Raw genomic sequence first — 17623 nt, 5'->3', positions numbered from 1 at the left:
GGTCAGGCCCTTCCCGCCGCGCCCGACGCCACGGTCCCGACCTCGCCGAGTGCCCACTCGCCGTCGCCCAACAGGTGCAACTGCTTGGCGTGGTGCTTCTCGACGGTGCTGCGGTGGCTCACCGACACCATGATGGTGTTCGGCAAGGCGTCGCGAACCAGTTGGTAGAGCAGCAGTTCCAGGCCCTCGTCCAAGGCGGACGTGGACTCGTCGAGGAACACGGCCTTGGGCTTGGTCAGCAGGATGCGCGCGAACGCGATGCGCTGCTGCTCGCCGGGGGAGAGCACCTTGGCCCAGTCCTGCACCTCGTCGAGGCGCTCGATGAGATGCGGCAGCGCCACCTTGGTGAGCACCTCGGCGATCTCGGCGTCGGTGACCTCGCCCTCCTTGCACGGGTAGGACACCACCGCGCGCAGGTCGCCCAGCGGCACGTAGGGCATCTGCGACAGGAACAGCGTCGCGTTGTCGTCGGTGCCCGGGCACTTCATGGACCCCGACGCGAACGGCCACAGTTGGGCGAGGCTGCGCAGCAGCGTCGTCTTGCCGGTCCCGGACTTGCCGGTGATGACCAGGGTGTCACCCGGGTCGAGGTGTAGGTCCAGCGGCTTCACCAGCTGCCTGCCGTCGGGCGTACGGACCTCGACCTCGTCGAGCGAGACGGTGCCGTCGCCGCAGTCCTCGAGCACCAGTTCCGGGAGGTCCCTGGCCTCCTCGTTGGCGACCACCAGACCGTGCAGACGGATGATCGCCGCACGGTACCCGGCGAACTGGTCGTAGGCGTTGCGGAAGAACGAGAGCCCGTCCTGGATGCTGCCGAACGCCGACGCCGATTGCGTCATCTGCCCCAGCACGATCTCACCGGACAGGAACCGCGGGAACTGCAGCACGTAGGGCAGCAGCACGATCGCCTGGTCCATCGACAGGTTCCACCCGTAGAACCCGATCATGCGGTTGATGTAGCGCTTGTAGTTGTTGACGATCGGAGCGAACCGCGCCCGCAACCCCATACGCTCTGCCAGCTCGCCGCGGTAGAACGCCACGGCCTCCGAGGCGTCGCGCAACCGCACCAGCGAGTAGCGAAACGCGGCGTTGTACTTCTCGTTGTCGAACGACAGCCAGATGATGGGCTTGCCGATCCAGAACGCGATCACCGTGGCGACCACCACGTACAGCACCAGGATCGCGAACATCGCCTTGGGCAGCTCGACGTGCACCAGCGGCAGCGTCAGCGTGCCCGACAGGTTCCACAGGATGGCCGTGAACGAGATCATCGACGCGATCGCGTTGACGGCGCCGAAGAGCAGCGTCGCCGCCGACGTGTTGTTGGGCGTGTTGGGCAGCGGACCGACACCCGCGGTGAAGATGTCGATGTCGGTCTGGATGCGCTGGTCGGGGTTGTCGATCGTGTCGTCGATGAACCGGCCGCGGTAGTACGCCTTGCCGTCGAGCCAGTCCCCGGTCAGCCGGTCGGTGAGCCACGCGCGCCACGCCAGCATGAACCGCTGCGTGATGAACAGGTCCAGCATGATGCGCGAGATGTGCAGCACCGCCAGCACGGCGAACACGCCCATCGACATCCAGAAGCCGTTGCGGCCCGACTGGCGGACGGCCTCGTCACTGCTGCTGAGCCCGCCGGCGACCACCTGGAAGCTCGTCATCATGTCGCTGCCCTGGAAGGTGAACAGCACCGACAACCGCACGGCGGTGATGACCGACAGCATCATCACCGCAAGCCACAGCCACACCCGCCAGCACCCCGGGCCGGTGAAGTACGCCCCCGTGATCCGCCAGAACTGCCTGCCCCACGTGGTGGTCTTCATGATGAGGAACAGGATCAGCAGCGTGGCCACCACGGCGATGGCCCAGCCCTTGGCGATCCACACCAGCGACGTCCCCAGCTCGCCACTCCAGTCGAGCGTCGGGGTGAACAAGTCCATTCCGGACAAGGTACCGGTACGCGACGCCACCAGCGGGGTCGAGGGCGCAACTCGTCATCAAGTCGTCGCGGGCACCTGCCGCAGCCGCCACTCGCCGTCGCCGAGCAGCTCCAACTGCTGGTCGTGATGCCGATCGACGGTCTCGCGGTGGCTCACGCTCACCACGATCGACGACGGCAACGCGGTCCGGATCGCGTGGTAGAGCGCCATCTCCAGTCCCTCGTCCATCGCCGAGGTGGCCTCGTCGAGGAACACCACCGCCGGCGCGACGAGCAGGATGCGCGCGAACGCCAACCGCTGCTGCTCACCCACCGACAGGCTCTGCCCCCAGTCTCGAACCTCCCTGATCCGAATCACCAGATGCGGCAGCGACACCGCGACCAGCGCGCGCTGCACGTCGGCGTCGGACACCTGATCCGGGGACAGCGGGTACGCCACCGCCGCGCGCAGGTCACCCAGCGGCAGGTATGGCAGCTGCGAGACGAACAACGCGTCCCGCGGACTGGCCTCGGCCCCGTTCGGCATCCGGACGTCGCCGGTGGCGTAGGGCCACAGTCCCGCCAGGCTCTGCAACAGCACCGTCTTGCCGACACCCGAGCGCCCCCGCACCACCAGGGTGTCGCCCGGCGCCAGGTCCAACCCCAGATCGCGAACCAGGGTCGTGCCCTGCGGCGTCTTCACCTCGACGCCTGCCAGGTGCACCCCGCCGTCGGCGGAGTCCCCGACCGCCAGTCGCGGCAGGGCGTCGGCCCGCGCGATGCCGTCGCGCAGACCGTCGAGCCGCAGCAGCGCCGCCCGGTAGGCGGCGAACGAGTCGTAGGCGTTGCGGAAGTAGGACAGCGAGTCGTGGATCGCGATGAACGCCGCCGCCGACTGCATGACGTCACCCAGCGAGATCTGGCCGGCGAACAGCCGCTGCGCCTGCACGACGTAGGGCAGCGGGTTGATGGCCTGGCTCACCGTGACGTTCCAGCCGAGGAACAGCAGCATGCGGTGCAGCCACTGGCGGTAGTTGGCGACGATCGCGGCCAGCCGATCGCGAAGCTGGACGCGTTCGGCGGGCTCCCCACGGTAGAGCCCCACCGCGGCCGCGGAATCCTTCAGCCGGATCATGGCGTACCGGAAGCTCGCATTGCGCACCTCGTTGAGGAAGCTCAGCCCGATCAGCGGCCGTCCGATCCAGAACGCGATGACCGTCGCCACCAGCACGTAGCCGATCACGATGCAGAACAGGGCCTTGGGCACCGTCACCCCGAGCACCGTCAGCGGACCCGACAGCTGCCACAGGATCACCCCGAACGACACCACCGACAGCAGCGCCTGCACCGACCCGAACGCCAGCATGGTCACCGACCCGTTGGCCGGTGAGTTCACCTCTCCCGTCCCGGCGGTGACGACGTCGACGTCCTGTTGGATGCGCTGATCCGGGTTGTCGATGGGGCGCGCCGACAGCGCCCCGCGAAAGTACGCGTGCTCGTCGAGCCAGTCGTCGACGAACCTGCGGCTCAACCACACCCGCCACCGCAGCACGAAGCGCTGGTAGACGTAGAGGTCCACCAGGTAGCGCACCGCCGACACCGTCGCGAGCACGACGAAGATCCCGATGGAACGCCAGAACGCGTCGACGCCGCCGGCGCGCACCGCCGCGTCGTCGGTCGCACCGCCCTCGAAGGCCGTCTGCAGCGCCGCGAACAGATCGTTGGCGTAGTAGCTCTCCAGCACCGCGACGCGGACCGCCACCACGGCCGACACCAGCAGCGCCGCCAACGACAGCCACGCCGGAACGGATTGCCGCCCACGGAAGTAACCGCCGGTGATGCGGCCGAACTGGCGGCCCCACGCGGTGGTCCTGCCCAGCAGCAGCACCGCCACCACCAAGCCCAGCGCCGCGCAGGAGAAGGCCTGCAGCACCCAGATCAGGGAGTTCAGGGCCTCGTGGCTCCAGTCGATCGACGACGAGCGCACTGCCTCCGGTCCCATGCCGCCACGCCCCCCGACCGTGCCCACCGGGGCCGCCCCTCGACGTGCCCTGCGGGGCAAGCTACCGCAGCGCGGCGGCCGTTCCCGGGAATCGTCGCCACCCAATTCGGTTGTCCCGGTGCCGCGGCACCCGCCACGCTGGAGGGATGCAGGTCCGAATCCTCCACGACGAGGCAGCGTTCCGCGCGGCCGCCGAGCCGTTCTACCTGCGCGACCCGATAGCCCACACCGTCGAGCTGTCGGGGCTGGCGGCGCCCGCACTGCCGTCGGACGCCGTGCTGGTGACCGTGGCCGACGCCGGCCGCGTCGTCGGCGCCGCCGTTCGGACGCCGCCGTACCCGCTGGTGTGTGGATTCGACGTCGCGGCGGCGGACCCGGTCGCCGCCGCGCTGCAAGGCACCCCGGTGGCGGCCGTGCGCGGGCCCGCCGCGCCCACGGCCGCGTTCGTCGAGGCGTGGGTGAGGCGCACCGGGGCACGGCCCACCGACACCGTCGAGGAACGCCTGCACGTGCTCGGCACGCTCGTCGACCCCCGCGGAGTGGGTGGCGCCGCCCGCGACCACGACGCCCGCACCGACACCGACCTGCTGGTCGACTGGGCCGGACGGTTCTTCGTCGAGGCGTTCGGGGTGACGCCGCGCCCGGCCGCGCACCGCGCCTTCGTCACCACCTATCTGGCGGCGGGGGCGCGATTCGTGCTGTGGACACACGCCGGCAGGCCCGTCAGCATGGCCATGGTGCGCCGACCCGTCGCGGGGGTGGCCCGCATCGGCCCCGTCTACACCCCCGACGACGACCGCGGGCACGGCTACGGCTCGGCCGTCACCGCCGCCGCCGCCCGGACCGCCCTGGCGGCGGGCATCCGCGACGTCGTGCTGTTCACCGACGTCGCGAACCCCGTACCCAACGCCATCTACCGCAGGCTCGGGTTCGTGCCCCGCGCGGACTGGCTCGCGACCGACTTCGCGGCGCCGGGATGACGGCGAGTGCGCCGATCCACGGGCGCGTGCGCCGCGTACCTTGAACACGTGGCGAAGACCAAGAATCGCGCGCCGTCGCGCATGAGCACCCGGTTCTGGAAGATGCTCGGTGCCAGCACCGACAAGGATCAGGCCAGCTCGATGAGCCGGGTCACGGCCTCGGCCGACTTCGACGCCAAGGCCAAGGACCTCGACGACGAGCAGTTGCGCAAGGCGGCCCAACTGCTCGAACTCGGCGACCTCGCCGAGGCCGCCGACGTCCCGCAGTTCCTGGCCATCGTGCGCGAGGCGTCCGAGCGTGCCACCGGCCTGCGCCCCTTCGACGTCCAGCTGCTCGGTGCGCTGCGGATGATGGCCGGCGACGTCGTCGAGATGGCCACCGGTGAGGGCAAGACGCTGGCCGGTGCCGTGGCCGCAGCCGGGTACGCCATCGGCGGCCGCAGCGTGCACGTCATCTCCGTCAACGACTACCTGGCCCGCCGCGACGCCGAGTGGATGGGCCCGCTGCTGGAGGCGCTGGGGCTGACGGTCGGATGGATCACCGCCGACTCCACCCCCGAGGAGCGCCGCGCCGCGTACGCCTGCGACGTCACCTACGCCTCGGTCAACGAGATCGGGTTCGACGTGCTGCGCGACCAGCTGGTCACCGACGTCGCCGACCTGGTGTCGCCGCGGCCCGACGTCGCGCTCATCGACGAGGCCGACTCCGTGCTGGTCGACGAGGCCCTGGTGCCGCTGGTGCTGGCAGGCACCACGCACCGCGAGACGCCGCGGCTGGAGATCATCCGGCTCGTCGGCGAGCTGGTGCCCACCAAGGACTACGACGCCGACGCCGACCGGCGCAACGTCCACCTCACCGACGCCGGTGCCCGCAAGCTCGAGAAGGCGCTGGGCGGGATCGACCTGTACTCCGAGGAACACGTCAGCACCACGCTCACCGAGGTCAACGTCGCCCTGCACGCGCACGTGCTGCTGCAGCGCGACGTGCACTACATCGTCCGCGACGACAAGGTGCAGCTGATCAACGCCTCCCGCGGGCGCATCGCCGCCCTGCAACGCTGGCCCGACGGGCTGCAGGCCGCCGTCGAGGCCAAGGAGGGCATCGACCCCACCGAGACCGGCGAGGTACTCGACACCATCACGGTGCAGGCGCTGGTGAACCGCTACGCCACGGTGTGCGGCATGACCGGCACCGCGCTGGCCGCCGGCGAGCAGCTGCGCCAGTTCTACAAGCTGGGCGTCTCACCGATCCCGCCCAACACCCCCAACGTGCGCTCCGACGACGCCGACCGCGTCTACATCACCGCCGCGGCCAAGAACGCCGCCATCCTGGAGCACATCGCCGAGGTGCACGCCACCGGTCAGCCCGTGCTCGTCGGCACGCGCGACGTCGCCGAATCCGAGGAACTGCACGAGCGCCTGGTGAAGGCCGGCATCCCGGCCGTCGTGCTGAACGCCAAGAACGACGCCGAGGAGGCTGCCGTCATCGCCGAGGCGGGCACGCTCGGACGGGTCACGGTGTCCACCCAGATGGCCGGCCGTGGTACCGACATCCGGCTCGGTGGCTCCGACGTGGGCGACGACGCCGAGAAGAAGAAGGAGGTCGCCGACCTCGGTGGCCTGCACGTGATCGGCACCGGGCGGCACCACACCGAGCGGCTCGACAACCAGCTGCGCGGCCGCGCAGGCCGGCAGGGCGACCCCGGGTCGTCGGTGTTCTTCGCCTCCTGGGAGGACGACGTCGTCGTCGCCAACCTGGAACCGCAGAAGCTGCCGATGCAGACCGACGAGAACGGCCGCATCCTCCACGAGAAGGCCGGCCAGCTGCTGGGCCACGCCCAGCGCGTCGCCGAGGGCAAGCTGCTCGACGTGCACGCCAACACGTGGCGCTACAACCAACTGGTGGCCCAGCAGCGGGCCATCATCGCCGACCGCCGCGAGAACCTGCTGCGCACCGACACCGCGCGCAAGGAACTCCGCGAACGTTCGCCCAAGCGCTACGAGGAGCTGGCCGCCGAGATCGACGAGGACCGCCTCGAGCGGATCTGCCGGCTGATCATGCTGTATCACCTGGACCGCGGGTGGGCCGACCACCAGGCCTACCTGTCGGACATCCGGGAGAGCATCCACCTGCGGGCGCTCGGCAGGCAGAACCCGCTCGACGAGTTCCACCGGCTGGCGGTCGACGCGTTCGCCTCGCTCGCGGCCGACGCCATCGAAGCCGCGCAGCAGACGTTCGAGACCGCCAACGTGCTCGAGGACGAACCCGGCCTGGACCTGTCGAAGCTGGCGCGGCCGACGTCGACGTGGACGTACATGATCCATGACAACCCGCTGGCCGACGACACGATGTCTGCGCTGAGCCTGCCTGGGGTGTTCCGCTAGGTTTGGCGCATGTCTGGACTGGCGGACGGGAGCGACGCGACGGCGCCCGATCGGGTGCTGACGATCCCGAACGTGCTCAGTGTCCTGCGGCTCGTCCTGGTGCCGGTGTTCCTGTACCTGCTGCTGGTGTCCCACGCGTGGGGCTGGGCGGTGGCGGTGCTGATGTTCAGCGGGTTCTCCGACTGGGCCGACGGCAAGATCGCGCGGCTCTTCGACAACCAGTCGTCGCGGTTGGGCGCCCTGCTCGACCCGGCCGTGGACCGCATCTACATGCTCGCGGTACCGGTGGCGTTCGCCGTGGCCCACGTGGTCCCGTGGTGGTTCGTGGCGGTGCTCGTCGGCCGTGACGCGGTGCTGGCCGCCACCCTGCCGGTGCTGCGCAGTCGGGGACTGACGGCACTGCCGGTGACCTACGTCGGCAAGGCGGCGACGTTCGCCTTGATGTCGGGCTTCCCGCTGATCCTGCTGGGCCAGTGGGATGCGCTGTGGAGTCGGGTGATCCTGGCCTGCGGGTGGGCGTTCGTCATCTGGGGCATGGCGATGTACCTGTGGTCGGGGCTGCTGTACCTGATCCAGGTGGGCATGGTGGTCCGCGTCCTGCCGAGGACCGCCCGGGGAGCCTGACCGTGTCCGACGACGACCGACTCCTCGGCGGGTACAGCCGCGAAGCGGGTCGCAACGCGCACGCGGCGGGCGCCCCGACGCTGATCCCGGTGCCGTCGCTGCTGCGGTCGCTGCTCTCGGAGCACCTCGACCCGGGGTACGCCGCCGCGGCCGAACGCGCGCACGGCCGGCCCCGACGCAGGCCCCTGGAATGGGGGTGGCAACTGGTGGCCGGGGTGCTGGTGGCGGCGGTGTTCGCGACGGCCGCCGCGCAGGCGAAGTCGGTGGCACCCGCCACCAGGGAGACCCAGCACGTACTGGTCGACGGGGTGCGGGCCGCCGAGTCCAGCGCCGACGCCGCGGCTGCGCGCCGCGACGAGCTGGCGGCGGCGGTGGAGACCGAACGGCGCAGCCGGCTCGAAGGCGACGCGGCGGGCCGCAGCCTGCTGCAAGGGCTCGACCGGGCGAAGTTCGCCGCGGCCGCCACCGCCGTGCACGGTCCCGGGCTCACCGTCACCGCCACCGAACCCGGTGCGGCGCGCGACCTCACCGACGTGAGCAAGCAGCGCGTGGCGGGCAGCAGGCAGGTGGTCTTGGACCGAGACCTGCAGCTGGTGGTGAACTCGCTGTGGGTGAGCGGCGCCGAGGCGATCGCGGTGGGCGGCGTGCGCATCGGGCCCAACGTGACCATCCGGCAGGCGGGCGGCGGCATCTTGGTCGACAATCAGCCCATCGGCAGCCCGTACGTCGTGACCGCCATCGGGCCGCCGCGAGCCATGGCCGACGTCTTCGACCGCAGCCCGGGGCTGCACCGGCTGCGGCTGCTGGAGACGTCCTACGGGGTGGGGGTGAACGTCAGTGCCGCCGACGATCTCGACGTCGCCGCGGGCTCGGTGCGCGAACTGAACTTCGCCCGGCCGCTGCCGCCGTGACGCCCAGCCGGGGCCCTGACGCCCACGGCTCGAACGGTTGGCTCGAAGGGACGGACTCGAATGATCGGACTCGAATGATCGGACTCGAATGATCGGACACCAGTGATCGGAATCGTCGCGCTCGTCGTGGGCATCGTGCTGGGGCTGGTGTTCCACCCCACCGTCCCGGAGGCCATTCAGCCCTACCTGCCGATCGCGGTGGTCGCCGCGCTCGACGCGGTGTTCGGCGGATTGCGCGCCTACCTGGAGCGCATCTTCGACTCCAAGGTGTTCGTGGTGTCGTTCGTGTTCAACGTGCTGGTGGCGGCCATCATCGTCTACGTCGGCGATCAGCTCGGCGTGGGCACGCAGCTGTCCACGGCCATCATCGTGGTGCTGGGCATCCGCATCTTCGGCAACGCGGCGGCGCTGCGGCGCAGACTGTTCGGTGCATGACGTGAGCGCCCACGAGCAGCCCGAGCAGCAGGGCAGACACGAGCTGCCGGCAGGGGAGCCGGCGGGTGCCCGCGGGTTCGTCGCCACGCGCGGACGCTCCCAACTGCTGTTCGGGGGACTGGCGGTACTGCTGTGCGTGGTGCTGGGCATCGCGATCGCCACGCAGGTGCGCCAGACGGAATCCGGCGACGCCCTGGAGACGGCCCGCCCCGCCGACCTGCTGGTGCTGCTCGATTCCCTGCAGCAACGCGAGGCGGCGCTGAACACCGAGGTGGCCGACCTGCAACGCACCCTGGCCGCCCTGCAGGCCTCCGGCAGCGACGACGCCGCCGCCATCGAGAACGCGAAGGCCCGCCTGGCCGCCCTGTCGATCCTCATCGGCACCGTCGCCGCCACCGGTCCCGGCGTGACCCTCGACATCGCCGACACCGCGCCCGGCGTGTCGCCGGAGACCATGCTCGACGTCATCAACGAACTGCGCGCAGCGGGCGCGGAGGCCATGCAGATCTCGTCGGGCCCGAGCACCGCCGTGCGAGTGGGCGTCGACACGTGGGTGGTGGGCAGCGCGGGTGCGCTCGTCGTCGACGGCGTCACGCTGACCCCACCGTATGCCCTTGTCGCGATTGGTGATCCGGCCACGCTGGCCGCCGCGATGAACATTCCGGGCGGGGCGATGGACGGCATCGAACGCGTGGGTGGTTCGATGACGGTCCAGCAGTCCGACACGGTCGAGGTGACCGCCTTGCGGCAACCGAAACCGCGCCAATACGCTCAGCCGGTCAAGTGACCGGCGCGAGCGCCACCCGATCCGCCCGAGTCACCCCCGTCACCCGAGGAACCTAGGAGCGCCGTGAGCGACACCCCGTCCGACCTGTCCTACACGTCCGACCACGAGTGGGTCCGCATCACCGGTGACGACACCATGCGCGTCGGCATCACCGACTACGCGCAGGCCGCCCTGGGTGACGTGGTGTTCGTCGACCTGCCCGCCGTCGGAGACGAGGTCACCGCGGGCGACGAGTTCGGCAACGTGGAGTCCACCAAGTCGCAGTCCGAGCTGTACGCGCCGGTGACCGCGAAAGTCATTGCGGTGAACGAAGATCTGGCCGACTCCCCGGAGCTGGTGAACTCCGACCCCTACGGTGCCGGCTGGCTGATCGACGTCCAGGTGGCCGACGGCGGCGTCGAGGACGCGACGTCCGGCCTGCTCGACGCCGACGGGTATCGTGCCACGCTCGACGAATGACGAATTTCGGGCGGTGGTGGACACACCGGTCCACGCCGCGCGGTACGGTCGAGTAGATCGACCGAGATCCCATGCAGGCCGCCCGCGCGTCGGGCGGCCGAACAGACATCGCCACGGCAGCCAGTGAGGAGCAGCGGGTGACGGAAAACGACACCAGTTCGGGACCAGATTCGACGGAAGAGGTGACGGTCGAGACCACCTCGGTCTTCCGTGCCGACTTCCTCAACGAGTTGGACGCCCCCGCCGCGGCGGGTACCGACAGTTCGGTCTCGGGGGTCGAGGGGTTGCCCACGGGCTCGGCGTTGCTCGTCGTCAAGCGCGGTCCCAACGCGGGCTCGCGCTTCCTGTTGGACCAGGCCACCACGTCGGCGGGCCGGCACCCCGACAGCGACATCTTCCTCGACGACGTGACGGTCAGCCGTCGGCACGCCGAGTTCCGCCTCGAGTCCGGCGAGTTCCAGGTCGTCGACGTCGGCAGCCTCAACGGCACCTACGTCAACCGCGAGCCGGTGGACTCCGCGGTGCTCGCCAACGGTGACGAGGTGCAGATCGGCAAGTTCCGGTTGGTGTTCCTGACCGGGCCCAAGACCGACGACGGCACCTCGGCGGGATAGTGACCGCCCCCGACACCCCAGCTCCGGCCGGGATGTCGATCGGGGCGGTCCTGGACCTGCTGCGACCCGACTTCCCGGACGTCACGATCTCCAAGATCCGCTTCTTGGAGGCCGAAGGTCTGGTGACGCCGGAGCGCACCCCGGCCGGGTACCGGCGATTCACGGCCTACGACTGTGCCCGCCTGCGCTTCATCCTCACCGCGCAGCGTGACCAGTACCTGCCGCTGAAGGTCATCAAGGCGCAACTCGACGCGCTGCCCGACGGTGAACTGCCCGCCGTCGGCCCGGCGTACGCGGCACCTCGGCTGGTGCCGGTGGCCGACGGGGACGACTGGGACGAGGTCGTCGCACCCGCCGCGGTCACCCGCACGCCGGCGCGGCTCAGCCGGGAGGATTTGCTGGCAAAGGCCGACGTGGACGAGGCCCTGCTGTCGGCGCTGGTGAAGGCCGGTGTGGTCAGGCCGGGGCCCGCGGGGTTCTTCGACGAGCACGCCGTGGTGACCGCGCAGTGCGCCAAGGCCCTCGCCGAGTACGGGGTCGAGCCGCGGCATCTGCGGGCGTTCCGGTCGGCGGCCGACCGGCAGTCCGATCTGATCGCGCAAATCGCGGGGCCCGTGGACAAGTCGCGTCGCGCCGGATCCCGCGACCGTGCCGACGACCTCGCCCGCGAGGTGGCGGCCTTGGCCATCACGCTGCACACGTCGCTGATCAAGAGCGCGGTGCGCGACGTTCTCGATCGCTGAGGACTAGACTCGGTTCAACGCATTCGACGCGTGGAGGGCAGACACAGATGGGTGAGGTTCGCGTAGTCGGCATCCGCATCGAGCAGCCGCAGAACCAGCCGGTCTTGTTGCTGCGCGAGTCCAACGGTGACCGATATCTGCCGATCTGGATCGGGCAGACCGAGGCGACCGCGATCGCGTTGGAGCAGCAGGGCGTGGAGCCGGCGCGGCCGCTCACCCACGACCTGATCCGGGATCTGATCAACGCGCTCGGGCACTCGCTCAAGGAGGTGCGCATCGTCGATCTCCAGGAGGGCACCTTCTACGCCGACCTGGTGTTCGACCGCGACATCACGGTGTCGGCGCGGCCCTCGGACTCGGTCGCGATCGCCCTGCGGGTGGGCGTGCCGATCTACGTCGAGGAGGCGGTGCTGGCCGAGGCCGGGCTGCTGATCCCCGACGAGGGTGACGAGGAGGCCTCCGGCCCCGTCCGTGAGGACGAGGTGGAGAAGTTCAAGGAGTTCCTCGACAGCGTGTCGCCCGACGACTTCAAGGCGACCTGAGCCGCTTGATCACGGATGCGTCTCAACTGGTCGGCACCTGCCGACACGCGGGTGCGGTTTCGGTGATCGGCGTTTCGGGCAGCCATACTTTGGACTGACTTCAGACAGTCACGGGCCTGCCCGGCAGCGTATGCTCGACACACTCGAGCTTGGACGACAGCGCTGCGCCAGGGTGCGGCCGTGGCGCACGGAGCGAGTTCGACTCGGCGAGAGGATGGACAGTGGGCGACCGCGGACGCGAGGAGCAGAAGCTGCAGACGCCACGTCAGGAGCAGCTGGAGCTGTCTTCCGACGCCCCGGCGACGAGGCCCGTGGTGGCGGGCGAACCCGTCCAGGGCGGCCTGTTCCCGGACGACTCCGTGCCCGACGAGCTGGTCGGTTACCGCGGGCCCAGCGCCTGCCAGATCGCCGGCATCACCTACCGGCAGCTCGACTACTGGGCCAGGACCTCGCTGGTGGTGCCCTCGATCCGCAGTGCGGCCGGTTCCGGTAGCCAGCGGCTCTACTCGTTCAAGGACATCCTGGTCCTCAAGATCGTCAAGCGGCTGCTCGACACCGGCATCTCACTGCACAACATCCGGGTGGCGGTGGATCACCTGCGGCAGCGCGGCGTGCAAGACCTCGCCAACATCACGCTGTTCTCCGACGGCACGACCGTCTACGAGTGCACCTCGGCCGAAGAGGTCGTCGACCTGCTCCAGGGCGGGCAGGGCGTGTTCGGCATCGCCGTCTCCGGCGCCATGCGCGAACTGACCGGTGCCATCTCGGAATTCCCCGGCGAACGCGCCGACGGCGGCGAGTCGATCGCCGCCCCCGAGGACGAACTGGCCTCCCGCCGCAAGCACCGCGACCGCAAGATCGGTTGAGTCTCGCCCCCGCCCGGACTGCCGGGCCGGGCGTGCGCTGCCGCGTCGATGCCGTCCCGGTAGACTCGGCAACGCATCGTTCCCCGTGCGGGAGAGTCCCGTCGCTGCCAGCGGCGGGCGCCGAAGGAGCAACACCTCTCCGTCAACCTCTCAGGCACCCCGGACCGCACGGAGCCCCGATGCCTCTGGAAAGTGGTGCGCGGCCGTAGCCGCGGCGCACCCGCCCATGGGGAAAGGCGTCCGCGGATCTCGCCGCGACGCTGAATCTCTCAGGCGCCCGGCCCGGGTCGACGACAGAGGGGGAGGACCGCCCACGGTTTTCCGCCCTGCATCGAAATGAGGCGCCACGATGTCCGGTAACCCCAGCCAGCACGGCACGGTCCACCCGGTGAACTCCCACCACCTGCCCCGCTTCGCCGACCGGCACATCGGTCCCGACCCCGACGCCGTGGCCACCATGCTCAAGGTGATCGGCGTCGACGCGCTGGCCGACCTTGCCGTCAAGGCGCTGCCCGCCGGCATCATCGACCAGATCGGCACCGACGGCGTCGCGCCCGGCCTCGATCACCTGCCCGCCCCGGCCACCGAGGAGCAGGCGCTCGCCGAACTGCGGGCCATGGCCGACGAGAACACCGTGGCCGTGTCCATGATCGGCCAGGGGTACTACGACACCCTGACCCCACCGGTGCTGCGCCGCAACATCATCGAGAACCCGGCCTGGTACACCGCCTACACCCCCTATCAGCCCGAGATCAGCCAGGGCAGGCTCGAGGCCCTGCTGAACTTCCAGACCATGGTCGAGGACCTGACCGGCCTCGAGGTGGCCAACGCGTCGATGCTCGACGAGGCCACGGCCGCCGCCGAGGCGATGACCCTGATGCAGCGTGCGGTCAAGGGGTCCCGCAACCGGCTGGCCGTCGACGCCGACCTGTACGCCCAGACCGCCGCCGTCATCGAGACCCGCGCCAAGCCGCTGGGCATCGAGGTCGTCACCGCCGACCTGCGCGGCGGGCTGCCCGACGGCGACTTCTTCGGCGTGATCGTCGGCCTCCCCGGTGCCAGCGGCGCCGTCACCGACTGGTCCGAGCTGGTCACGCAGGCTCACGACCGCGGCGCCCTGGTGGCCGTCGGCGCCGACCTGCTGGCCTGCACGCTGCTCACCCCGCCGGGGGAGATCGGCGCCGACGTCGCCTTCGGCACCACCCAGCGGTTCGGCGTCCCCATGGGCTTCGGTGGACCGCACGCGGGCTACCTGGCCGTGCACGCCAAGCACGCCAGGCAGCTGCCCGGCCGGCTCGTCGGCGTCTCCGTCGACGCCGACGGCGCGCCCGCCTACCGCCTGGCGCTGCAGACCCGCGAACAGCACATCCGCCGCGACAAGGCCACCAGCAACATCTGCACCGCGCAGGTGCTGCTGGCCGTCGTCGCCGCCATGTACGCCAGCTACCACGGCGCCGACGGTCTCACCGCCATCGCCCATCGCGTCCACGGGCAGGCGCTCGGCGTCGCCGAGGGCCTGACGGCGGCGGGCATCGAGGTGGTGCACGACGCGTTCTTCGACACCGTGCTGGCCCGCGTCCCCGGCCGCGCCGAGGAGATCCGCGCCGTCGCCAAGGACCGCGGCATCAACGTCTGGCTCGTCGACGCCGACCACGTGTCGGTCGCCTGCGACGAGGCCACCACGGCCGAGCACGTCGAGCTGGTGCTGGCCGCGTTCGGCGCCACCCGCGGCGGGCAGCGTTGGACCGGGCCCGACATCCACACCAGGACGTCGCCGTTCCTCACCCACCCGGCGTTCACCCGCTACCGCACCGAGACGTCGATGATGCGGTACCTGCGCTCGCTCGCCGACAAGGACATCGCGCTGGACCGCAGCATGATCCCGCTGGGCTCGTGCACCATGAAGCTCAACGCGGCCGCCGAGATGGAGGCCATCACCTGGCCCGAGTTCGCCAGGCAGCACCCGTTCGCGCCCGCGTCCGACACCCCGGGGCTGCGCCGGCTCATCGCCGACCTGGAGAACTGGCTGACCGCACTCACCGGCTACGACGCGGTGTCGCTGCAGCCCAACGCCGGCTCGCAGGGCGAGTACGCCGGCCTGCTGGCCATCCAGGCCTACCACCTGGGCCGCGGCGAGGCGCAACGCAACATCTGCCTCATCCCGTCGAGCGCGCACGGCACCAACGCGGCGTCGGCGGCCCTGGCCGGGATGCGCGTCGTCGTCGTCGCCTGCCGCGAGAACGGCGACGTGGACCTCGACGACCTGCGCGCCAAGATCGCCGAGCATGCCGACGCCGTCGCCGCGCTGATGATCACCTACCCGTCGACGCACGGCGTCTACGAGCACGACGTCGCCGAGATCTGTGCAGCCGTGCACGACGTGGGGGGCCAGGTCTACGTCGACGGCGCCAACCTCAACGCACTGGTGGGCCTGGCCCGACCGGGCAAGTTCGGCGGCGACGTGAGCCACCTGAACCTGCACAAGACGTTCTGCATCCCGCACGGCGGCGGTGGCCCCGGCGTGGGTCCCGTCGCGGTGCGCAGCCACCTGGCGCCGTACCTGCCCGGGCACCCGCTCGACGACGACCTCGGCGACCACTACGTGGTGTCGGCGGCGCCCTACGGCTCGGCGTCCATCCTGCCGATCACGTGGGCCTACATCCGGATGATGGGCGCCCCCGGCCTGCGCGCGGCGACGCTGACCGCCATCGCGTCGGCCAACTACGTGGCCCGCCGCCTCGACGAGTACTACCCGGTGCTCTACACGGGCGAGAACGGCATGGTCGCCCACGAGTGCATCCTGGACCTGCGGCCCATCACCAAGGCCACCGGCGTCACCGTCGACGACGTCGCGAAGCGTTTGGCGGACTACGGCTTCCACGCCCCGACCATGAGCTTCCCCGTGGCGGGCACGCTCATGGTCGAACCGACCGAAAGCGAGAGCCTGGCAGAGATCGACGCGTTCTGCGACGCCATGATCGCGATCCGCCGCGAGATCGACCGCGTGGGCGCGGGGGACTGGCCCGTCGACGACAACCCGCTGCGCGGCGCCCCGCACACCGCCGAGGCGCTGCTGGTCGCCGACTGGGACCACCCGTACACCCGCGAAGAGGCCGCCTACCCGCTGGGCACGGCGTTCCGGCCGAAGGTGTGGCCGCCCGTGCGCCGCATCGACAGCGCGTACGGCGACCGCAACCTGGTGTGCTCGTGCCCGCCGGTGGAGGCGTTCGCGTAGCGGTCCGAGGCCCGGCAGACGAGACGGCCGGCGGGACATCCGAGGATTCCCGCCGGCCGTCTCTCGTCGTCAGCCCAGTGCGGTGGCGATCGCGGCCGCCAACTCCGGACCGGTCGAACTGGCCACGTTGGCGTAGGTGCCGCCGGTGATCTGAGAGACCGCTTCCCACGTACCGCGGTCGGGATCGCCGCCGAAGTCGACGACGTTCACCGCGATCGGCTTGGCCTGCTGGAAGGTCTGGCGGACGAACTGTTCCAGACCGGGGCCGTCGAGCGACTGGTCGGTGTGCGGACCCGCGGTCACCACCAGCACCGAGTTGGGTTGACCCTCCCGGTAATTGGCCGTGGCGTCGGTGTAGAGCAGCCGCAGCGTCGTGAACGACACCGCGCCGCCGCCGGACGCCACCTGGCCCCGCAGGTTGTCGGCCAGCACCGTCGAGCGGGGTTGCCCGTTCACCGGGTCGGCCAGCGGGCCCAGCGGAATCTCGGAACGCCCCGACACCCCGTCGAAGGTCCACAGGCCGACGGCCGCGGTGGGCGCCAGCCCGGCGAGCCGCTGCTGCAAGGCCGCGGTCACGTTGGCCAACCGCGTCTGCCCGCCCTCGTCGGTGTTCATCGACTGGTCCAGCATGATCGTGACGGCCGGGTTGGCCGCGGGCGAGCCGACCGCCTCGGCCAGCGTCGCACGCGTCGCGGCATCGCCGACGGTGACCGGCGTCGCCAGCGGGCCGAAGTCCGTGACGTCGCTGGCGGGCGGGTCGGTGCCCTGCACGCGGAAGCCCGCCTTCGCGAACTCGCCGAGCGCCTCCGGCTTGCGCAGGAAACGCGCGAACTCGCTGGCCGCGCTCACCTGCTCCTGCGACAACCAGTCGCCGGTCAGCAGCACGGTCGGGTAGTCGGCGATCGCGGCCGATCCCGACGGCGACCAGCCCGCCACCTTCTCCTTGGCGCCGTCGAGCGACGCGCCCTTCTGGAACAGCTGCTGCTCGGTGGTGGCCACGGCGTGCACCGGTGCGGCCGCAGCGTCACTACCCGACAGCAGCGCGTCGAAGGCCGTGGACAGCGTGTCGTCGGGCAACCTGGGCGCCCCGGCGAGCAGCGTGCGGACCGCCGACACGCCCGCCGT

15 protein-coding genes and 1 riboswitch are annotated in these 17623 nt (G+C 70.7%); of the genes, 12 read left to right on the top strand and 3 right to left on the bottom strand.

From position 1 onward, the window contains the following. Positions 1–2 precede the first annotated feature (2 nt). Together AC30CM_RS22350 and AC30CM_RS22345 are read right to left on the bottom strand one after the other, a co-directional pair. A complete protein-coding gene (locus AC30CM_RS22350; protein ID WP_490119106.1) occupies positions 3–1937 on the bottom strand; it encodes an ABC transporter ATP-binding protein/permease in 1935 nt (644 codons plus the stop codon). A gap of 57 nt (positions 1938–1994) precedes the next feature. Next, positions 1995–3917 carry an ABC transporter ATP-binding protein/permease gene (locus AC30CM_RS22345; RefSeq protein ID WP_490119105.1) on the bottom strand — a complete coding sequence of 641 codons (1923 nt, stop codon included), beginning with the start codon at positions 3915–3917 and terminating at the stop codon, positions 1995–1997. 146 nt (positions 3918–4063) lie between these two features. Between AC30CM_RS22345 and AC30CM_RS22340 the strand changes: the two genes are divergently transcribed. From AC30CM_RS22340 to gcvP, 12 genes are all read left to right on the top strand, one after another. Next, positions 4064–4897 carry a GNAT family N-acetyltransferase gene (locus AC30CM_RS22340; RefSeq protein ID WP_490119104.1) on the top strand — a complete coding sequence of 278 codons (834 nt, stop codon included), beginning with the start codon at positions 4064–4066 and terminating at the stop codon, positions 4895–4897. An 81-nt stretch (positions 4898–4978) separates the two neighbouring features. Then, positions 4979–7282 (top strand): accessory Sec system translocase SecA2, encoded by a 2304-nt coding sequence (gene secA2, locus AC30CM_RS22335; protein ID WP_490119127.1) that lies wholly within the window; start codon positions 4979–4981, stop codon positions 7280–7282. A gap of 9 nt (positions 7283–7291) precedes the next feature. Next, complete coding sequence (locus tag AC30CM_RS22330) at positions 7292–7906, top strand: CDP-alcohol phosphatidyltransferase family protein (protein WP_490119103.1); 615 nt, start codon at positions 7292–7294, stop codon at positions 7904–7906. A gap of 2 nt (positions 7907–7908) precedes the next feature. Then, positions 7909–8817 (top strand): DUF881 domain-containing protein, encoded by a 909-nt coding sequence (locus tag AC30CM_RS22325; protein ID WP_490119102.1) that lies wholly within the window; start codon positions 7909–7911, stop codon positions 8815–8817. A gap of 102 nt (positions 8818–8919) precedes the next feature. After that, a complete protein-coding gene (locus AC30CM_RS22320) occupies positions 8920–9252 on the top strand; it encodes a small basic family protein (RefSeq protein WP_490119101.1) in 333 nt (110 codons plus the stop codon). Position 9253: 1 nt separating this feature from the next. Further along, on the top strand, positions 9254–10039 hold the full coding sequence (locus AC30CM_RS22315) for a DUF881 domain-containing protein (RefSeq protein WP_490119100.1): 786 nt from the start codon (positions 9254–9256) through the stop codon (positions 10037–10039). Positions 10040–10102: 63 nt separating this feature from the next. Further along, the gene (gene gcvH / locus AC30CM_RS22310) at positions 10103–10498 is read left to right on the top strand and encodes a glycine cleavage system protein GcvH (protein WP_490119099.1); all 396 of its coding nucleotides are present in this window, start codon (positions 10103–10105) and stop codon (positions 10496–10498) included. 137 nt (positions 10499–10635) lie between these two features. Beyond that, positions 10636–11112, top strand: a complete 477-nt coding sequence (gene garA, locus AC30CM_RS22305; RefSeq protein WP_490119098.1) for a glycogen accumulation regulator GarA — start codon at positions 10636–10638, stop codon at positions 11110–11112. Next, positions 11112–11855 (top strand): transcriptional regulator FtsR, encoded by a 744-nt coding sequence (gene ftsR, locus AC30CM_RS22300; protein WP_490119097.1) that lies wholly within the window; start codon positions 11112–11114, stop codon positions 11853–11855. Before garA ends, ftsR begins: the two co-directional genes overlap by 1 nt. A gap of 47 nt (positions 11856–11902) precedes the next feature. Beyond that, the gene (locus AC30CM_RS22295) at positions 11903–12397 is read left to right on the top strand and encodes a bifunctional nuclease family protein (RefSeq protein ID WP_490119096.1); all 495 of its coding nucleotides are present in this window, start codon (positions 11903–11905) and stop codon (positions 12395–12397) included. Positions 12398–12648: 251 nt separating this feature from the next. Then, entirely contained in the window at positions 12649–13263 is a 615-nt protein-coding gene (locus AC30CM_RS22290; protein ID WP_490119126.1) for a MerR family transcriptional regulator, read from the top strand. A gap of 78 nt (positions 13264–13341) precedes the next feature. Then, a riboswitch (glycine riboswitch) is annotated at positions 13342–13440 on the top strand. A gap of 172 nt (positions 13441–13612) precedes the next feature. Continuing rightward, positions 13613–16498, top strand: a complete 2886-nt coding sequence (gene gcvP / locus AC30CM_RS22285; protein WP_490119095.1) for an aminomethyl-transferring glycine dehydrogenase — start codon at positions 13613–13615, stop codon at positions 16496–16498. Positions 16499–16567: 69 nt separating this feature from the next. Here gcvP and AC30CM_RS22280 read toward each other — a convergent pair. Next, positions 16568–17623: vWA domain-containing protein (locus AC30CM_RS22280; protein ID WP_490119094.1), on the bottom strand; the 1056-nt coding region annotated here is incomplete at its 5' end.

Source organism: Mycobacterium sp. DHQP2018-32-09, assembly GCF_058148405.1.
Note: the sequence above shows the minus strand (reverse complement) of the source record. Positions and strands in the feature narration are given on the sequence as shown.